At 54.0% G+C, this 15434-nt stretch carries 15 protein-coding genes and 1 pseudogene; 6 read left to right on the top strand and 10 right to left on the bottom strand.

Annotated elements, in window-relative coordinates:
* Nucleotides 1-23: 23 nt before the first annotated feature.
* The 4 genes and pseudogenes from FHN83_RS19215 to FHN83_RS19200 all read right to left on the bottom strand — a co-directional run bounded on the left by FHN83_RS19215 (nt 24) and on the right by FHN83_RS19200 (nt 3197).
* Nucleotides 24-1027: pseudogene (locus FHN83_RS19215) on the bottom strand (IS110-like element IS4321 family transposase).
* A gap of 134 nt (nt 1028-1161) precedes the next feature.
* A complete protein-coding gene (locus tag FHN83_RS19210) occupies nt 1162-1785 on the bottom strand; it encodes a helix-turn-helix domain-containing protein (protein ID WP_139564645.1) in 624 nt (207 codons plus the stop codon).
* A gap of 261 nt (nt 1786-2046) precedes the next feature.
* Entirely contained in the window at nt 2047-2877 is an 831-nt protein-coding gene (locus FHN83_RS19205; protein WP_139564644.1) for an N-acetylmuramoyl-L-alanine amidase, read from the bottom strand.
* Complete coding sequence (locus FHN83_RS19200) at nt 2874-3197, bottom strand: heavy metal-binding domain-containing protein (protein ID WP_039029536.1); 324 nt, start codon at nt 3195-3197, stop codon at nt 2874-2876. The genes FHN83_RS19205 and FHN83_RS19200 overlap by 4 nt, the downstream gene beginning before the upstream one ends.
* A gap of 109 nt (nt 3198-3306) precedes the next feature.
* Here FHN83_RS19200 and FHN83_RS19195 point away from each other — a divergent pair, with 109 nt between their 5' ends.
* From FHN83_RS19195 to artJ, 6 genes are all read left to right on the top strand, one after another.
* A complete protein-coding gene (locus tag FHN83_RS19195; RefSeq protein ID WP_139564643.1) occupies nt 3307-3825 on the top strand; it encodes a lipoprotein in 519 nt (172 codons plus the stop codon).
* Nucleotides 3826-4061: 236 nt separating this feature from the next.
* A complete protein-coding gene (artP, locus tag FHN83_RS19190) occupies nt 4062-4790 on the top strand; it encodes an arginine ABC transporter ATP-binding protein ArtP (protein ID WP_039029538.1) in 729 nt (242 codons plus the stop codon).
* A 19-nt stretch (nt 4791-4809) separates the two neighbouring features.
* Complete coding sequence (gene artI / locus FHN83_RS19185) at nt 4810-5541, top strand: arginine ABC transporter substrate-binding protein ArtI (protein WP_139564642.1); 732 nt, start codon at nt 4810-4812, stop codon at nt 5539-5541.
* 6 nt (nt 5542-5547) lie between these two features.
* Nucleotides 5548-6264, top strand: a complete 717-nt coding sequence (gene artQ / locus FHN83_RS19180; RefSeq protein ID WP_032617286.1) for an arginine ABC transporter permease ArtQ — start codon at nt 5548-5550, stop codon at nt 6262-6264.
* A complete protein-coding gene (gene artM, locus FHN83_RS19175) occupies nt 6264-6932 on the top strand; it encodes an arginine ABC transporter permease ArtM (protein WP_039029540.1) in 669 nt (222 codons plus the stop codon). The genes artQ and artM overlap by 1 nt, the downstream gene beginning before the upstream one ends.
* A 174-nt stretch (nt 6933-7106) precedes the next feature.
* Nucleotides 7107-7838, top strand: coding sequence for an arginine ABC transporter substrate-binding protein ArtJ (gene artJ, locus FHN83_RS19170; protein WP_039029637.1), 732 nt, complete (start codon nt 7107-7109; stop codon nt 7836-7838).
* Nucleotides 7839-7897: 59 nt separating this feature from the next.
* Here artJ and FHN83_RS19165 read toward each other — a convergent pair whose 3' ends face one another.
* The 6 genes from FHN83_RS19165 to rlmC form a co-directional block, all read right to left on the bottom strand.
* Nucleotides 7898-8779, bottom strand: a complete 882-nt coding sequence (locus tag FHN83_RS19165; RefSeq protein ID WP_139564641.1) for a formylglycine-generating enzyme family protein — start codon at nt 8777-8779, stop codon at nt 7898-7900.
* Nucleotides 8780-8826: 47 nt separating this feature from the next.
* The gene (locus FHN83_RS19160) at nt 8827-9705 is read right to left on the bottom strand and encodes a formylglycine-generating enzyme family protein (protein ID WP_139564640.1); all 879 of its coding nucleotides are present in this window, start codon (nt 9703-9705) and stop codon (nt 8827-8829) included.
* On the bottom strand, nt 9702-11954 hold the full coding sequence (locus FHN83_RS19155) for a hypothetical protein (RefSeq protein WP_139564639.1): 2253 nt from the start codon (nt 11952-11954) through the stop codon (nt 9702-9704). Before FHN83_RS19155 ends, FHN83_RS19160 begins: the two co-directional genes overlap by 4 nt.
* A gap of 61 nt (nt 11955-12015) precedes the next feature.
* Nucleotides 12016-13470, bottom strand: a complete 1455-nt coding sequence (locus tag FHN83_RS19150; protein ID WP_139564638.1) for an ATP-binding protein — start codon at nt 13468-13470, stop codon at nt 12016-12018.
* Nucleotides 13467-14159: a response regulator transcription factor gene (locus FHN83_RS19145; protein WP_039029542.1), complete on the bottom strand. Its 693-nt coding sequence runs from the start codon at nt 14157-14159 to the stop codon at nt 13467-13469. Before FHN83_RS19145 ends, FHN83_RS19150 begins: the two co-directional genes overlap by 4 nt.
* Nucleotides 14160-14296: 137 nt before the next feature.
* Nucleotides 14297-15424: a 23S rRNA (uracil(747)-C(5))-methyltransferase RlmC gene (rlmC, locus tag FHN83_RS19140; RefSeq protein WP_138369477.1), complete on the bottom strand. Its 1128-nt coding sequence runs from the start codon at nt 15422-15424 to the stop codon at nt 14297-14299.
* Between the last annotated feature and the right edge of the window lie 10 nt (nt 15425-15434).

Raw genomic sequence — 15434 nt, 5'->3', positions numbered from 1 at the left:
TTTAAACCGGTGTATTTCTGCCGTTATGCTACATAAGTTTGCTGTCGTGCCGTTAGGGCCCAGGCTATTCTGGCCAGCTTGTTTGCCAGAGCACAAGTGACGACAAAGTTGCTTTTCCTACACAGTAGATCCCTGACCCAATCGGCCAATTTGCCAGACTGGTGTTCCAGTTTTTGTATGAATACCCTGGCACATTGAACCAACAAAGTTCGGATCTTTTTGTTACCTCGCTTACTAATTCCCAGCAATGTCGTCCGACCTCCCGTGCTGTACTGTCGAGGCACTAGCCCTGTTGCCGCCGCAAAGTCACGACTGCTGGCGTACTGCTTCCGTCGCCAATCTCAGTTGAAATAGTACTCGCTGTCAGTGTTCCGACGCAGGGAATGCTCAGCAAGCGCTGTCCAATCTCATCTTCGTCCAACTTTCGTTTCAACTGGGATTCCAAATCTTTAATCTGCTCAACAAGATAGTGATAATGCTGTTGTAATTTCAGCAATAACTGGCTGAGGTATAGAGGCAAACTATTGTCCTCAAGAAGGGTACTCAGTCGGCTAATAACGGCAGCTCCTCGTGGAACGCTGATGCCAAATTCCAGCAGAAAAGCATGCATCTGATTGGTTGTTTTTACCTTATCCTGAACCAAGGATTCACGGACACGATGCAGCGCACGCATTGCCTGCTGAGATTCAGTTCTGGGCTGTACAAAACGCATAGACGGACGCGATGCAGCTTCACAAATAGCTTCGGCGTCGACAAAGTCGTTTTTGTTACTTTTAACGAATGGACGGACAAATTGTGGTGATATCAGCTTAGGAAAATGCCCCAACTCTTCCAACTTGCGTGCCATAAAGTGAGAACCGCCACAGGCTTCCATTGCGATGGTTGTAGCGGGGCATGTCGCCAAAAATTCGATCAACTTTGGCCGGGTAAATTTTTTACGGTAAACAGCCTTCCCGCGACGATCCTGGCAATGAATATGGAAAGAGTTTTTACCCAGATCGATACCAATGAGCGCAATGTTTTCCATGATAGTTCTCCGAATGAAAGCCTGTCCTCAGCATAGTACCGGGAAGGAGGGAGTGACCATCTCATTAAATATAGATACTCATATGCTAAAAAAATCCCCACCGGCGTTACCCGATGGAGATTCTTAGCAGATAATCAGTAGCGTTCTGGCAGGCTGGTAATATTTATCAATTTACCTTTCTCGACCACAATATAGTGACCTTTTTTCAGGTCTGAAAGAATTTTAATAATGGTGCTGCGCGCCAGGCTGGTGTATTCCTGAATGTAATCGTAAACGTTAATATCGCGATTCTGGTGAACAATGAGTTCATTTATTTCGATAAGGAACTCACGAACCACGGAATACGCACTGCGGGCAACCAGGATGTCATCGCGTTTACTCAGCACGTCGATATACCAGATAAGGAGCTGGCTGAACTCGGACCATAAATTTTTCTCGCTGAGAATACGTTCAAATTCATCACGTTTGATGGTGCGAATAATGGTGGTGTCACGGACCAGGCCATACATATGAGAGGCCCTGTTATAGATAGCGGAGATGCCTAAAAAACCCGCTTTGCGCATGGTAAACATACTTAATTCGTCAGAGCGTCGGCGTATCTCGACTTCGCCGCTAATCAATACGTGCACGTATTCAGAATCGGCGGTAATAATTTTCTGCCATTTCTTTAACGTTTTATTGGGGTAATCTGCCGTAGCGGCAATAATTGCGTCAATCGCCTTTTCCGGGCGACTATTTTTACAATATACGTTTAACATTATTATGATGCCTGTTTCAATTTTTATGGATAAAGCGAGCCGCTGCGCCAGAAAAGTCACACCGGATAAATTCGAAGAAATTTTTAGGGTGAGATTTACTCTCAATTAATATTTACTTTGCAAAATTACTTAGCAAGCTATGTGTACATATTATATTCGGGTAAATTTAAGTCAATTAACTAAAAATGAATCGAGATTGAACTTAAGATTAATCTTAAGAAAAATAAGATAAAAATACGCAAGAAGCGGTTTTTTCCAGGATTAACCCTGTCCGTATTTCTCTAATAATGCTTCAGCGATAGCAATTGTTTCTATATCAGCTACACCATTCCATAATTGCGGTCTGAAGTGCATTTGAAAGGCCATAATTATCCGCTTCTGCTGTGCTTGTGAAATATTATCTGGCACATCATAGCCATAGCGGGATAATAAACTCAGCAGCGTGGCGCTGTCCGCGGGTTGGTAAGGCGGTTGCCCGTTCAGGTAAAACGCCACCCGGGCGGGATCCGGCCAGGCGCCAATCCCCTGCTGCGCCAGCGCCTGCCAGGGGAACAGCGGCCCCGGATCGTCTTTGCGCTGCGGGGCGATGTCCGCATGGGCCACCACGTTCTGCGGTTTAATGTCGTAACGCTGAATAATATCCTTCGCCAGCGGGATCAGGGCGGCGATTTGCGCCGGTTCGAAGGGCACAAAGCGTTTCTGTCCGTCGATTTTTTGCCAGCCTCGGTTCTCCAGCTCAATGCCAATAGAGGTGTCATTAATACGCGTGGCGCCACGCCAGAAGCTGACCCCGGCATGCCAGGCCAGGGAGCCCTCCGGCACCAGCTGCCAGATCCGCGGCTTTCCTTTATACAGAGGCGGGATCGCCGGGATCAGATAGTGGGAGCTGACGTTTTTATCGGTCAACGTCGCCAGAGAGCTGTCAAAATCGTCGGCGGTGTAGTGAATAACCAGCACCTTGATGCGCGGATAGGCCGCCTGGGCCTGTCGCCGGGTATCCAGCTCATAGGCCCCTTTTTCGACAATCCCTTTTTCTGCCGCACAGCCTGCCAGCAGCAGGGCAAGCAGGACGGGGGCAAATACCTGCTTCATCGGCGCGTTTTCACCGCCGTACCGCTGACGCTGACCATCAGCATGCTGGCGTCTTTGCCGACGGTTTCGTAGTCGATATCGATGCCCACAACGGCGTCTGCGCCCATGGCTTTCGCCTGTTCACCCATCTCCTTAAAGGCGATTTCACGGGCTTTACGCAGCTCTTTTTCATAGGCGCCGGAGCGGCCGCCGACGATATCGCGGATCCCGGCAAAAAAGTCGCGGAAAACATTGGCACCGAGAATCGCTTCACCGGTCACCACGCCGCAGTATTCGCTGATGGGTTGTCCTTCCAGAGTGGGGGTGGTTGAAAATTGCATTTTCGTCTCCGTGTTACGTACCTAACCGTTTAAGAACAAAACCATTATCTGCTCGTTACGCTATCATTTAAAGGTTAGTTAATTATTGCAGCCTAATAAGGAAATCATCATGCGCTATTCTGCTTTGACGCTTTTAGTGCCTTGCGCGCTGCTGCTCAGCGCCTGCACTACGCCAGTCACCCCGGCCTTTAAGGACATCGGTACCCGCAGCGGCAGCTGCATTACCGGCGGGCCGGATGCCGTGGCTCAACAATTCTATGACTACCGCATTACGCACCGCAGCAACGACTTCACCGCCCTGCGCCCGTACCTGAGCGATAATCTGGCCCAGCTGCTGAGCGATGCCAGCCGCGATCCGCAGCACAGCAGCCTGCTGAAAGACGATCCGTTCTCCAGCCGCACCACCGCCCCTGAAAAGGCCGAAGTCTCCAGCGCCTCGACCATCCCGAATACCGATGCGCGCAATATTCCGCTACGCGTCAAGCTGACGCAGGGCAGCCAGACCTGGCAGGATGAGGTGCTGATGATCCGTGAAGGGCAGTGCTGGGCGATCGACGACGTGCGCTACCTCGGCGGCAGCGTCCATGCCCCGGCCGGCACCCTGCGCCAGTCGATTGAAAACCTCTAATCCGGCGCGCTTCAGACCGTTAAGCAGGGAAAACCCCGTAAAATGTCTGGCATTTCGTGAGGAATGCCGACATTTATTCTCGCCGACATTGCCTTCCGCTATTTTGTGCTATGTTTAGGGATAGATACGGTTTATATTTAACTTTTAACGCAGTTATATTGCATAACTATTCTGTCAACGGTACTATTTGCGGCCTCAATTGCTATAGATTGCCTGGATGAGTAAAGACTGCCCCGATGAGTATTCAACTAAACGGCATTAACTGCTTCTACGGCGCACACCAGGCGCTGTTCGACATCACACTCAATTGCCCTGAGGGCGAGACGCTGGTGCTGTTAGGCCCAAGCGGCGCGGGTAAAAGTTCGCTGCTTCGCGTCCTCAATCTGCTTGAAATGCCCCGCTCCGGAACCCTGGATATCGCGGGTAATCACTTTAATTTTGCTAAAGCGCCCTCTGAGAAAGCGATCCGCGATCTGCGCCAGAACGTCGGCATGGTGTTTCAGCAATATAATCTCTGGCCGCACCTCACCGTGCAGCAAAACCTGATTGAAGCGCCTTGCCGCGTGCTGGGCCTGTCAAAAGAGCAGGCGCTGGCGCGTGCCGAGAAGCTGCTGGAGCGTCTGCGCCTGAAGCCCTACAGCGACCGTTATCCGCTGCACCTCTCCGGCGGTCAGCAGCAGCGTGTGGCCATCGCCCGCGCCCTGATGATGGAGCCGCAGGTTCTGCTGTTTGACGAACCGACCGCCGCGCTGGACCCGGAAATCACCGCCCAGATCGTCAGCATTATTCGCGAACTGGCGGAGACCAACATTACCCAGGTGATCGTGACCCACGAAGTGGAAGTGGCGCGTAAAACCGCCAGCCGTGTGGTCTATATGGAAAACGGTCATATCGTGGAGCAAGGGGATGCGCGCTGCTTTGCCGAGCCGCAGACCGACGCATTCAGAAATTATCTGTCTCACTAATCGAATCGAGAGAACGACAATGAAAAAAATAGTGATTGCCGCGCTGCTTGCAAGCGTTAGCCTCTCTGCCACCGCAGCTCAGACCATTCGTTTTGCCACGGAAGCCTCCTACCCTCCGTTTGAATCTATGGATGCGAATAACAAGATTGTCGGCTTTGATGTGGATCTGGCTAACGCCCTGTGTAAAGAGATCGACGCCACCTGTACTTTCGCTAACCAGTCTTTCGACAGCCTGATCCCAAGCCTGAAATTCCGCCGTATCGACGCGGTCATGGCCGGTATGGACATCACCCCGGAACGTGAAAAGCAGGTTCTGTTCAGCACCCCTTACTATGAAAACTCCGCGCTGTTCATCGGCCAGAAGGGTAAATACGCTTCTATCGACGCGCTGAAAGGCAAGAAAGTGGGCGTGCAGAACGGCACCACGCACCAGAAATTCATCATGGATAAGCACCCGGAAATCACCACCGTACCTTACGACAGCTATCAGAACGCCCGTCTGGATCTGCAGAACGGCCGTATTGATGCCGTCTTTGGTGACAACGCGGTAGTGACCGAATGGCTGAAAGCGAACGACAAGCTGGCCGCGGTGGGCGATAAAGTGACGGATAAAGACTACTTCGGCACCGGTCTCGGCATTGCTGTCCGTCAGGGCAACACCGAGCTGCAGCAGAAATTCAACACTGCGCTGGAAAAAGTGAAGAAAGATGGGACCTACGATTCCATCTACAACAAATGGTTCCAGAAGTAAGATCTGATGAACGAAATTTTTCCATTAGCAAGCGCCGCCGGGATGACCGTCGGCCTTGCCGTTTGTGCGCTGATTATCGGCCTGGTGCTGGCGATGATCTTTGCCGTGTGGGAGTCGGCTAAGTGGCGACCTGTCGCCTGGACCGGCTCAGCACTGGTGACCCTGCTGCGCGGCCTGCCGGAAATCCTGGTGGTACTGTTTATCTACTTTGGTTCTTCGCAGCTGCTGCTGATGCTGTCGGACGGCTTTACGCTCAACCTGGGCGTGGTGCAGATCCCGATTCAGATGCAGATCGAAAACTTCGACGTCAGCCCGTTCCTGTGCGGCGTGATCGCCCTCTCCCTGCTCTATTCCGCCTACGCCTCGCAAACCCTGCGCGGTGCGCTGAAAGCGGTGCCGGTGGGACAGTGGGAGTCCGGTCAGGCGCTGGGGCTGTCGAAAACCGCGATTTTCTTCCGTCTGGTGATGCCGCAGATGTGGCGTCATGCCCTGCCGGGGCTCGGCAACCAGTGGCTGGTGCTGCTGAAAGATACCGCGCTGGTGAGCTTAATCAGCGTTAACGACCTGATGCTGCAGACCAAAAGCATTGCCACCCGTACCCAGGAGCCCTTTACCTGGTACATTGTGGCGGCGGCCATCTACCTGGTGATCACGTTGCTCAGTCAGTACATCCTCAAGCGTATTGACCTGCGTGCGACGCGTTTTGAACGGAGACCAGGCTGATGCTTGAGTATTTACCCGAACTGATGAAAGGGCTGCACACCAGCCTTACGCTGACGGTGGCCTCGATTATCGTGGCGCTGATCCTGGCGCTGATTTTCACCATCATCCTGACGCTGAAAACGCCGGTGCTGGTGTGGATCGTGCGCGGCTACATCACCCTGTTTACCGGCACGCCGCTGCTGGTGCAGATCTTCCTGATTTACTACGGCCCGGGCCAGTTCCCGACGCTGCAGGAATATCCGGTGCTGTGGCATCTGCTCTCCGAGCCGTGGCTGTGCGCCCTGCTCGCCCTGTCGCTGAACAGCGCCGCCTATACCACGCAGCTGTTCTACGGCGCGATCCGCGCCATTCCGGACGGCCAGTGGCAGTCCTGCGGCGCGCTGGGGATGAGCAAGAAAGACACGCTGGCGATCCTGCTGCCGTACGCGTTCAAACGCGCCCTCTCTTCGTACTCCAACGAAGTGGTGCTGGTGTTCAAGAGCACGTCGCTGGCCTATACCATCACCCTGATGGAGGTGATGGGTCACGGACAGCTGCTGTACGGACGGACATACGATGTGATGGTGTTTGGGGCAGCCGGCATTATCTATCTCATCGTCAACGGCCTGCTGACCCTGCTGATGCGTTTAGTTGAACGCAGAGCGCTGGCCTTCGAACGCCGTAATTAAAACTGCATAAGTTTGATTTAAAAAAGACGGATAAGTCTAACCACTGTGCGTCTTTTTTTATTTCTCAAAAAATACTTAATCATTTTTATTGCATATAAATTCATTAGATGGCATTGTGACGTTCAGCCGCAGACACGGCATATAATGACAAGATTGACAGACGGGAGCTTCATGATGAAAAAGTTAGTTCTGGCCGCTTTACTCGCTACCTTCGCCGCTGGCGCCTCTGCCGCCGACAAGATCAGCTTCGGTGTTTCTGCGACGTATCCACCGTTTGAATCGCTGGATGCCAGCAACCAGATCGTCGGTTTTGATATCGACCTGGCAAAAGCGCTCTGTACCCAGATGCAGGCCGAGTGCACCTTTACTAACCACGCCTTTGACAGCCTGATCCCGGCCCTGAAATTCAAAAAATATGACGCGGTGATCTCCGGCATGGACATTACCCCGGAGCGTAGCAAGCAGGTTGCCTTTACCGAACCATACTACGCCAACTCTGCGGTGGTGATCGCCAAAAAAGGCCAGTACACCTCCTTTGAGCAGCTGAAAGGCAAGCGCATCGGCATGGAAAACGGCACCACGCACCAGAAATACCTGCAGGATAAGCACCCGGAAGTGAAAACCGTGGCCTATGACAGCTACCAGAACGCAATAATCGACCTGAAAAATGGCCGTATCGACGGCGTATTCGGTGACACCGCGGTGGTGAACGAGTGGCTGAAAACCAACCCGCAGCTGGGTACCGCTACCGATAAAGTGACCGATCCGCAGTACTTCGGCACCGGTCTGGGCATCGCTGTGCGTCCGGACAATAAAGCCCTGGTGGAGAAACTGAACGGCGCACTGAAAGCGATTAAAGCCGACGGCACGTATCAGAAAATCAGCGACCAGTGGTTCCCGCAGTAACTTAAAGATCGCCTTTTTACAATCACCAGCGAAAGACTACACCACCGGTGTAGTCTTTTTTATTTTGCTGACGAGATGTTTTCTGCACACCGGAAACCCGTTGTGCGCGACGGTGGGCCCTGAACCGTATCAGGTTTCATACTTCCCCTGGTGATGGTGTAACCTTCTCCGGCATCTCTGGGCAATCCTCTGATAACTCGTTTATCGCCATCGTCAGGTCCCTGAGGATCATTTTCAGGCGAACGACTGTAATAATCTGCCGCGTACCAGTCCCTGATCCAGTCCGCGCCATTTCCCTGAATGTCATACAGGCCGAGCGGGTTCGGCGCATAGCTTCCCACCGGACGGTTTTCCGTTGAAGGGGCAATATTGCGCGCGTTGTCATTTTCGTAGTGATACCTGTTATCGCTGTTCCCAAAAATCAGAAACTGTCCCCTGCTGCGTGCCGCATACTCCCATTGTGCTTCTGTCGGCAGGTCGATATGACGCCCGCTGGCCTTTCCCAGCCACCGGCAGTAGGCCTGCGCATCCTGCCAGCTGACGGATGCAGGATAGTTATTACCAAGTGCAATTTTCAGTGATGCATAATCAGGATCGCTATCGTTTGCCATTTCCTGAAAATAATCATTCGGCACTCGCCCCTGAATTTCCAGCCAGCGGTTAAATTCTCCCCAGGTCACGCGATACTTACTGATGCGGAAATCCGACAGCGTCACCCAGTGCAGGGGCTTATTGTCCGCATCGGCGCTGAACGGCAATTTTTCACCTGTCAGGGGGCCAAAATCCCCCATCTGAAATCGCCCGCCCTTAACTGTCACCAGATTTTCCAGCGCGTTGTTAACCAGAGCAGTCTGCTCCGCCTGAATCTTCTGTTCATCCCGGCAACCGGTCAGCGTCAGCAACACCAGTACAGCCGTTACGCCATAATTTCTCAGCGCCATGCGATAATCCTTTATCTGAGGTTTGTTGATTATTCGTACAATTTTTATCAATGCGCTGACGGGCTATTTTCTGCACACCGGAAACCCGTTGTGCGCGACGGTGGGCCCTGAACCGTATCAGGTTTCAGAGCGTTACGGGTCATGGTAAGTGAATCCGATGGGGCTCCCAGCCAGCCTCTGATCACTTTCTTTACTCCTGTCTCAGGGCCCTGAGGATCTTTTTCACGGGAGTGGCGATAATAATCCGCTGCATACCAGTCCATGACCCAGTCAGTGCCATTTCCCAGCATGTCGTAAAGCCCCAGTGAGTTGGGAGCATAGCTTCCCACCGGTCGATTCTCGGCCGACGGGGCGAAATTACTGGCTTTGTTATCTTCGTAATACCAGTGGTTATTGCTGTTCGCCAGAATCAGAAACTGTCCCCTGCTGCGTGCCGCGTACTCCCATTGTGCTTCTGTCGGCAGGTCGATATGACGCCCGCTGGCCTTTCCCAGCCACCGGCAGTAGGCCTGCGCATCCTGCCAGCTGACGGATGCAGGGTAATTATTACCAAGCGCATCACGACCGCTTCGCCAGGTATATTTGTTCCCACGTGTTTCTTTATAAAACTCCGTCAAATCTCGCCCCTGAATTTCTAACCAGCGGTTAAATTCACCCCATGTCACGCGATACTTACTGATGCGGAAATCCGACAGCGTCACCCAGTGCAGGGGCTTATTGTCCGCATCGGCGCTGAACGGCAATTTTTCACCTGTCAGGGGGCCAAAATCCCCCATCTGAAACCGCCCGCCCTTAACTGTCACCAGATTTTCCAGCGCGTTGTTAACCAGAGCAGTCCGCTCCGCCTGAATCTTCTGTTCATCCCGGCAACCGGTCAGCGCCATTACAATAAATAACCCTGCTACACAAAAACCTTTACGTGTCATGCTTTCTCTCCGTGCATGGAGTGAATAAGCCGCGTGCAGCTATGGAGATGACCTGGCAGCACTTCTCTTAATGGTAAGGTAGACATATTGACGTGCCCAGGCGGGATTGCAGGTGCTTCTGGTAGATCGAGGTAAAGGTTTTTCAGGTTATCTGCATAGTGGCTGGGTTTAATCGTGATGTTCTGCGCAGCGGGAACCAGTGAGCCTGCGAAGCCAAAGGTTTTGGGTGTTTCACCCTGAGCCAGAAACGCAATGACTTTCTGTTCATTGAGCTTCCAGTCACTTTTCACCGTCATATCAGTTCCAAGATGCTGCATAATATTTTCGTATTCGCGCCGTGATTGAATCCAGCGAAAAGAATAAATAATGGCGCGTTTACGGGCGCTAAAAACGGTTCCTCCCTCACAGACCGTCTCTGCATGGCTGACTTGACTGGCAATATTATCCCAAAGGTTGGTTTCTATTAGTGCTGCAATAACAGCTCCTTTACTCTCTGGTGGCGCGAATTTTAAACAATCCCCTTTAGTATTCAGAATTCGCTCCATCAACCCCACACGAGCCTCCTTGCTCCCCCAGCTCAGAATAAGGGTATCAGTAACACTACTCATGCTATCAATCACCCGATTGATCCCATACATACCCACCAGCAAAGGAATGGCGCAAAAAGCATAATAATCGTCAGCCATCATAATCTGCATCAGTCGGATATAATCCGCATTACGTAACATGTAGGTCAGGCAGGGCATAAATTCGGTCATAATCGCAGGTCCGTCGACTTCAAAGCTCATTGAGCCTCTACCACCCGCCCCCCAGCATAGGCCCCCGCTGATATGTATTCTGACTTTGCCTCCTTTCCAGGCAAAACTTAGTTGTCCGCTGCCACTAATACCAGCCTGAACAGCAGCACCTACCGACACTTTCGCCAGCGTACTGTACTTGTTTATATGATCAGGATTGTGCCAAACCAACGCACCGGCCACATTGGCCCCGGCTTCTGCCCCAGCGAATACGCCCAGCTCTGCACCACTTTCTAATGGCGTATGCCCTGCTTGAGTGACATCTATCTGCCGCCAAAATCCGTAGCCTGCATCCGGCATGGCCTTTACAGGTAAACCCTTTGCCCGGTTATCAGAAATACTGACACCCGCTTCTATGCCCAGGCTCGCCCCAATGCTACCCGACAGCGTCAGGTCGATATCAAAACGAAACGTCCCCAGAATCCCCATACCGCCGCCGGGGATTTTTACCGGATCTAATGGATAACAAATTTTTACGCCGACATTATCCGGCAGATGAAGCTTGCAACTGCTTTTTGCTTCCGCGAGCGCAAGGTTGGCGTAAACATTGGTCTTACCGTTCAGTTCCGCTTTTGGCTTGTATTTACCGGTGCGGATATCAATTTCGAAAGGATTTAATACCCCCTTCATGCTCGCACCATATGCCCAACGTAATAGCTGAGCCTGGGCATCAAATGTCATGTGGGCATTTTCAAAGGATGAATGTTTCAGACTACTATTAAATTCCTCTGCCCATACGCTCCAGACGCCAGCGTTATCATCCAGTAATTTCACTTCCCAGGCTTTCATTGACGGCTTGAGCTTTGCCAGTTGCCCTTTCAGCTTTTCCGGGTCGATTTCATAACGAGTTAGCGTCTGGCCATCCTTGCCGGTATATTCCACTGCCTTTAAAAAACTTTTACCGCCGCTTTTCTTTTCTGCACTGTTTAACCTGTATCGGCGCCAGTGGCTACGAATTTTATCTGAACGGACATAAACATATTTTGTTCCGTTCTTACTTCCTTGAACTTCGATGAGTTCCATCAGCCCAAGCGCGTTCTTTTTGCTATTTTCATCAAGCAATGTCGCGGCAGGAAGTTGTTCTGCAGGAGTTAAATCTGCGAGTTCTACCCGTAATGCCTGGCAGGCTTCATCAAAATATCGATACTCTTCTTTTAATGCATACTGATAGCGATCGCGCTTATTGATATCAGTCCAGCCCAGAGCAGTCACCCCTTCCAATATTTGTTCAATCCGTATTAAAGCATCTGCTCGCTGCGCAAGAAGGTGGGTGAGTCGATTATTTTCCTGCTCAAGATCGTGCCAGTCACATTGGTCAACTGCCAGCAGGGTTTCACTGTCAGGGTGAAAATAAAGGCGGGGATAAGAGGGGATAGCGACTTCTTTGCAGACCCCTCCGGGGCGTGTCACCACACTGTAGCACCCATCCCAGGGAATGACTTTTGCAGTCATAATTAAATCCTTTTAATTAGAGTGGTTATCTCCTCCCATCATACTTCCTAAAGACATCATCTTAAAGCGGCACATAGAAGCGAAAACGCGCCCCTTTCGCCGCCTCCATCAGCCTGATCCCCCCGCCGTGCAGCTCCAGCATTCTTTTGACAATCAACAGCCCCAGCCCGCCGCGATTATCCCTCGACGCCTGCTGGCTCAGCGCTGACGGCCGCATAAAGAGCGCATCGCGCAGGTGTTCCTCCACCCCCGGTCCGCTGTCGTTGACTTCAACCTGCAACTGCTCACCCTCCAGCCACACCTTCAGCCCGATCTCGCCCCCCGGCGGCGTATGGCGAATCGCGTTATCCAGCAGATTGGTGACCACCCGTTCGATCATCGACAGATCGGCATTGATCATCGGCAGCTGGCGCGGCACGTCGATATGCAGCCGAAGCTGGCGCGTCTCCACCGCCAGGTCAAACTTTTGCGCCACGTCGGAGATAAGCTCCCCAATGGCAAAGCGTTCGCGCTGAGGCTTGATGCTGCCGTGCTCAAGGCGCGCCAGCTCAAACAGCTGCTGCGACAGATGGCGAACCTTATGGCCCTGACGCAGGGCAATGGAGAGATAGTGCTGCGTCTCCTGCGCGGACAGGGTGCCGGATTTCAGCGACAGGGTTTCCAGATACCCCAGCAGTGAGGTCAGGGGCGTGCGCAGATCGTGAGAGATATTGGCGATAAACTCCCGGCGCTGCCGGTCGCTGTCGGCCAGCTGATCCCACTGGCTGGCAATCTGCTGCGCCAGCTCGATAAAGGTATTGCGCAGCAGGGCCACTTCGTCAGAGGGCGCGGCCTGCAGGGGCTGGGTGGCGAGCTGCTTGATGACGTGCATACTTTCGCGATCCAGGCCGCTCACCTCGTCGGTTAACTGCTTCACGGGCCGTGTCACCCAGTACCAGACCAGCCCGCCCGCCAGCGCGCCGAAGAGCGCCACCAGCAGCAGCGACCAGAGCACGGTGCTCCAGAGCGTTTTCTGCCACGCCTGCTCCGCCAGAGCGTTCAGCTCTTCCCCCTGCAAAACGATATACAGATAGCCGCGCAGCACGCCGTCCTGATGCAGCGGCACGGCGCTGAAGACCTTCTCCCCGGTCAGGCTGCGCGGATCGTCCCCGTAGACCGGCATCATCCCGCCGCTCAGGAACTGCTGTACCGGCGCAACGGCGAGCTTCTGCCGTTTGATGTGCCCCGGCGGCGCGGCATCGGCGAGGATCTGCCCGTCCGGGGAGAGGACGTAGAGCTCCACGCTTGGGTTGTAAGTCATCAGGCGGTCAAACAGCGGCTTGAGCCGGGTGCGGTCGACCTGGCCGTTGGCATCCAGCAGCGTTTCCCGCTGGGCGATATGCTGTGCCAGCCCGCCGGAGAGGCGCTGCACCATGGCGTTGCCATACTGCATGCTGGTCCAGAGCTGCACCGCGCAGGCTACCGCCGCACAGCCCGTCAGCAGAAGAATAAACAGCAGAGTGAGGCGGCGGATCATAGCGGACGTTCCGCAAACAGATAGCCTTTGCCCCAGACGGTGCGGATGATCTCCGGCTCGGCGGCGTCTTTTTCGATTTTTACCCGCAGGCGATTGATGTGGGTGTTGACGGTGTGCTCGTACCCTTCGTGCTGGTATCCCCACACCTGCTCAAGGAGGGCCAGACGGGAGAAGACCTCCCCGGGATGACGGGCGAAAAAGTAGAGGAGATCGAATTCCCGTGGCGTGAGGTCAACCACCTCGCCACGCAGCAGCACGCTGCGGGACAGCGGGTCGATGGTCAGCCCGTGGGCGTTGATAAGCCCGGAAGTTTGCTGCCCCATCGCCTGCTGACGGCGGAACAGCGCCCTGATGCGCGCCACCAGCTCCTGCACCGAGAAGGGTTTCGCCAGATAGTCATCGGCCCCGGTTTCGAGGCCCAGAATGCGCTCGGTTTCGCTGCTGCGGGCGCTGATGATAATCACCGGCAGATAGTGGTCCCGGGCGCGGATCGCCCGGCAGAGGGTCAGCCCGTCAACGTTGGGCAGCATCAGGTCGAGGATCACCGCGTCCCAGTGGGATTGTCCGAGCAGGTGCTGCGCCCTGCCCCCGTCCGCCTCGTGGGTAATCACGTAACCTTCGTCTTCTAAATTGAGACGCAGTAACGCGGCGATATCGCCGTCATCTTCTACCAGCAGGATCTGCTTCATCGGTCAGCCTTATTGAATCTTAACAGCTAAAGCTTACCTGATTTCTACGGCGGGAAACGTTCACATTTTGTTTAACATTGTGCGCGTTGATCCCCTCACCCTAACCCTCTCCCCATAGGGGAGAGGGAATACACCCCTCAGAACTTAACCAGCAGACTCAACACTTCATAGTGGGCAGTATGCGGGAACATATCGAACAGCTGCACCCGTTCAACCCGATAACCGGGCAGATCGCCAATGTCTTTCGCCATCGTCCGGGCATTGCAGCTGGAGTAGATAATAAACTGCGGCGCCATCTGGCTCAGGTAGTCGCAGAGCGCCTTGCCGATGCCGCGACGCGGCGGGTTGACCAGCACCAGCTCCGGTACGCTGCCCTGCCCGGTGGCGAACTGCGTGGAGTCGAGCGCCTGGAAGTGCAAATTCGTTAACCCCAGCTCTGTGGCCGACTGGGTGGCGCAGGCGATCGCCTCGGCGGAGATTTCGATCCCGGTAAGCTGCATCTGCGGGGTGGCGCAGTGCAGACCAAAGCCGCCGACGCCGCAGAACAGATCCCACATATGGTTAACCGGTAACTGACGCACCCAGTCGCGCGCCGTGGCGTACAGCTGGCTGGCGACGGTCGGGTTGGTCTGGAAGAAGCTCTTCGGGCGGATCCACAGCGGCACGTCGTTAAAACGCTCCGCCAGCGCCTGGGCGTCGGTGAGGAAGATCTCCTCCTCGCCTTCCATAATCGCCATATGCACCGGCTGAATATTGGCAGCGATCACCTTCAGCTGCGGCAACTGCTGTTGCAGCCACGGCAGGGCCGCGCGGAGCTGGGGCAGTTTGGCCTCTGAGCGCAGGACGAAGCGCAGCATCATCCCGCCATCAAGCTGGCTCTCGGTGAGCAGCAGGTATTTCAGCTCGCCGCGCTTACGTTCGACGTTGTAGGGCGTAAGACCCGCGCGGGCGATAAAGGGTTTCAGGACGGCAAAGATGGGGGCAAACGAGGCCGGATAGAGCGGGCAGTCGGTGAGATCGACAGGAGTACCGTCCCGGTGCAGCATGCCAAACAGCGGTTTTTCAACGCTGCCGCTGACCACCATTTTGGCTTTATTGCGAAACGCCTGCTCCGGCCCGCTGACCGGCGCGCACCACTCCGCCACCGGCATCCCGGACAGCAAGGTCCGGAGGTCGGCCATTTTGGCGGAAAGCTGAGAAGAGACCGGCTGTTCAATCCACTGACAGGAGCGACAGCGACCGGCGTCATAGAGTGCGCACTGCATAACGAAACCT

It is taken from the genome of Leclercia adecarboxylata (assembly GCF_006171285.1).
GTDB lineage: Bacteria > Pseudomonadota > Gammaproteobacteria > Enterobacterales > Enterobacteriaceae > Enterobacter > Enterobacter barmai.
This window is presented reverse-complemented; position numbering and strand designations above follow the sequence as displayed.

Coding starts and splice junctions, on each gene's coding strand:
- artJ (WP_039029637.1), top strand. CDS start 7,107: ATGAAAAAGTTAGTTCTGGCCGCTTTACTCGCTACCTTCGCCGCTGGC.
- artQ (WP_032617286.1), top strand. CDS start 5,548: ATGAACGAAATTTTTCCATTAGCAAGCGCCGCCGGGATGACCGTCGGC.
- FHN83_RS19145 (WP_039029542.1), bottom strand. CDS start 14,159: ATGAAGCAGATCCTGCTGGTAGAAGATGACGGCGATATCGCCGCGTTA.
- FHN83_RS19195 (WP_139564643.1), top strand. CDS start 3,307: ATGCGCTATTCTGCTTTGACGCTTTTAGTGCCTTGCGCGCTGCTGCTC.
- FHN83_RS19160 (WP_139564640.1), bottom strand. CDS start 9,705: ATGACACGTAAAGGTTTTTGTGTAGCAGGGTTATTTATTGTAATGGCG.
- artI (WP_139564642.1), top strand. CDS start 4,810: ATGAAAAAAATAGTGATTGCCGCGCTGCTTGCAAGCGTTAGCCTCTCT.
- rlmC (WP_138369477.1), bottom strand. CDS start 15,424: ATGCAGTGCGCACTCTATGACGCCGGTCGCTGTCGCTCCTGTCAGTGG.
- FHN83_RS19155 (WP_139564639.1), bottom strand. CDS start 11,954: ATGACTGCAAAAGTCATTCCCTGGGATGGGTGCTACAGTGTGGTGACA.
- FHN83_RS19205 (WP_139564644.1), bottom strand. CDS start 2,877: ATGAAGCAGGTATTTGCCCCCGTCCTGCTTGCCCTGCTGCTGGCAGGC.
- artP (WP_039029538.1), top strand. CDS start 4,062: ATGAGTATTCAACTAAACGGCATTAACTGCTTCTACGGCGCACACCAG.
- FHN83_RS19210 (WP_139564645.1), bottom strand. CDS start 1,785: ATGTTAAACGTATATTGTAAAAATAGTCGCCCGGAAAAGGCGATTGAC.
- FHN83_RS19200 (WP_039029536.1), bottom strand. CDS start 3,197: ATGCAATTTTCAACCACCCCCACTCTGGAAGGACAACCCATCAGCGAA.
- artM (WP_039029540.1), top strand. CDS start 6,264: ATGCTTGAGTATTTACCCGAACTGATGAAAGGGCTGCACACCAGCCTT.
- FHN83_RS19150 (WP_139564638.1), bottom strand. CDS start 13,470: ATGATCCGCCGCCTCACTCTGCTGTTTATTCTTCTGCTGACGGGCTGT.
- FHN83_RS19165 (WP_139564641.1), bottom strand. CDS start 8,779: ATGGCGCTGAGAAATTATGGCGTAACGGCTGTACTGGTGTTGCTGACG.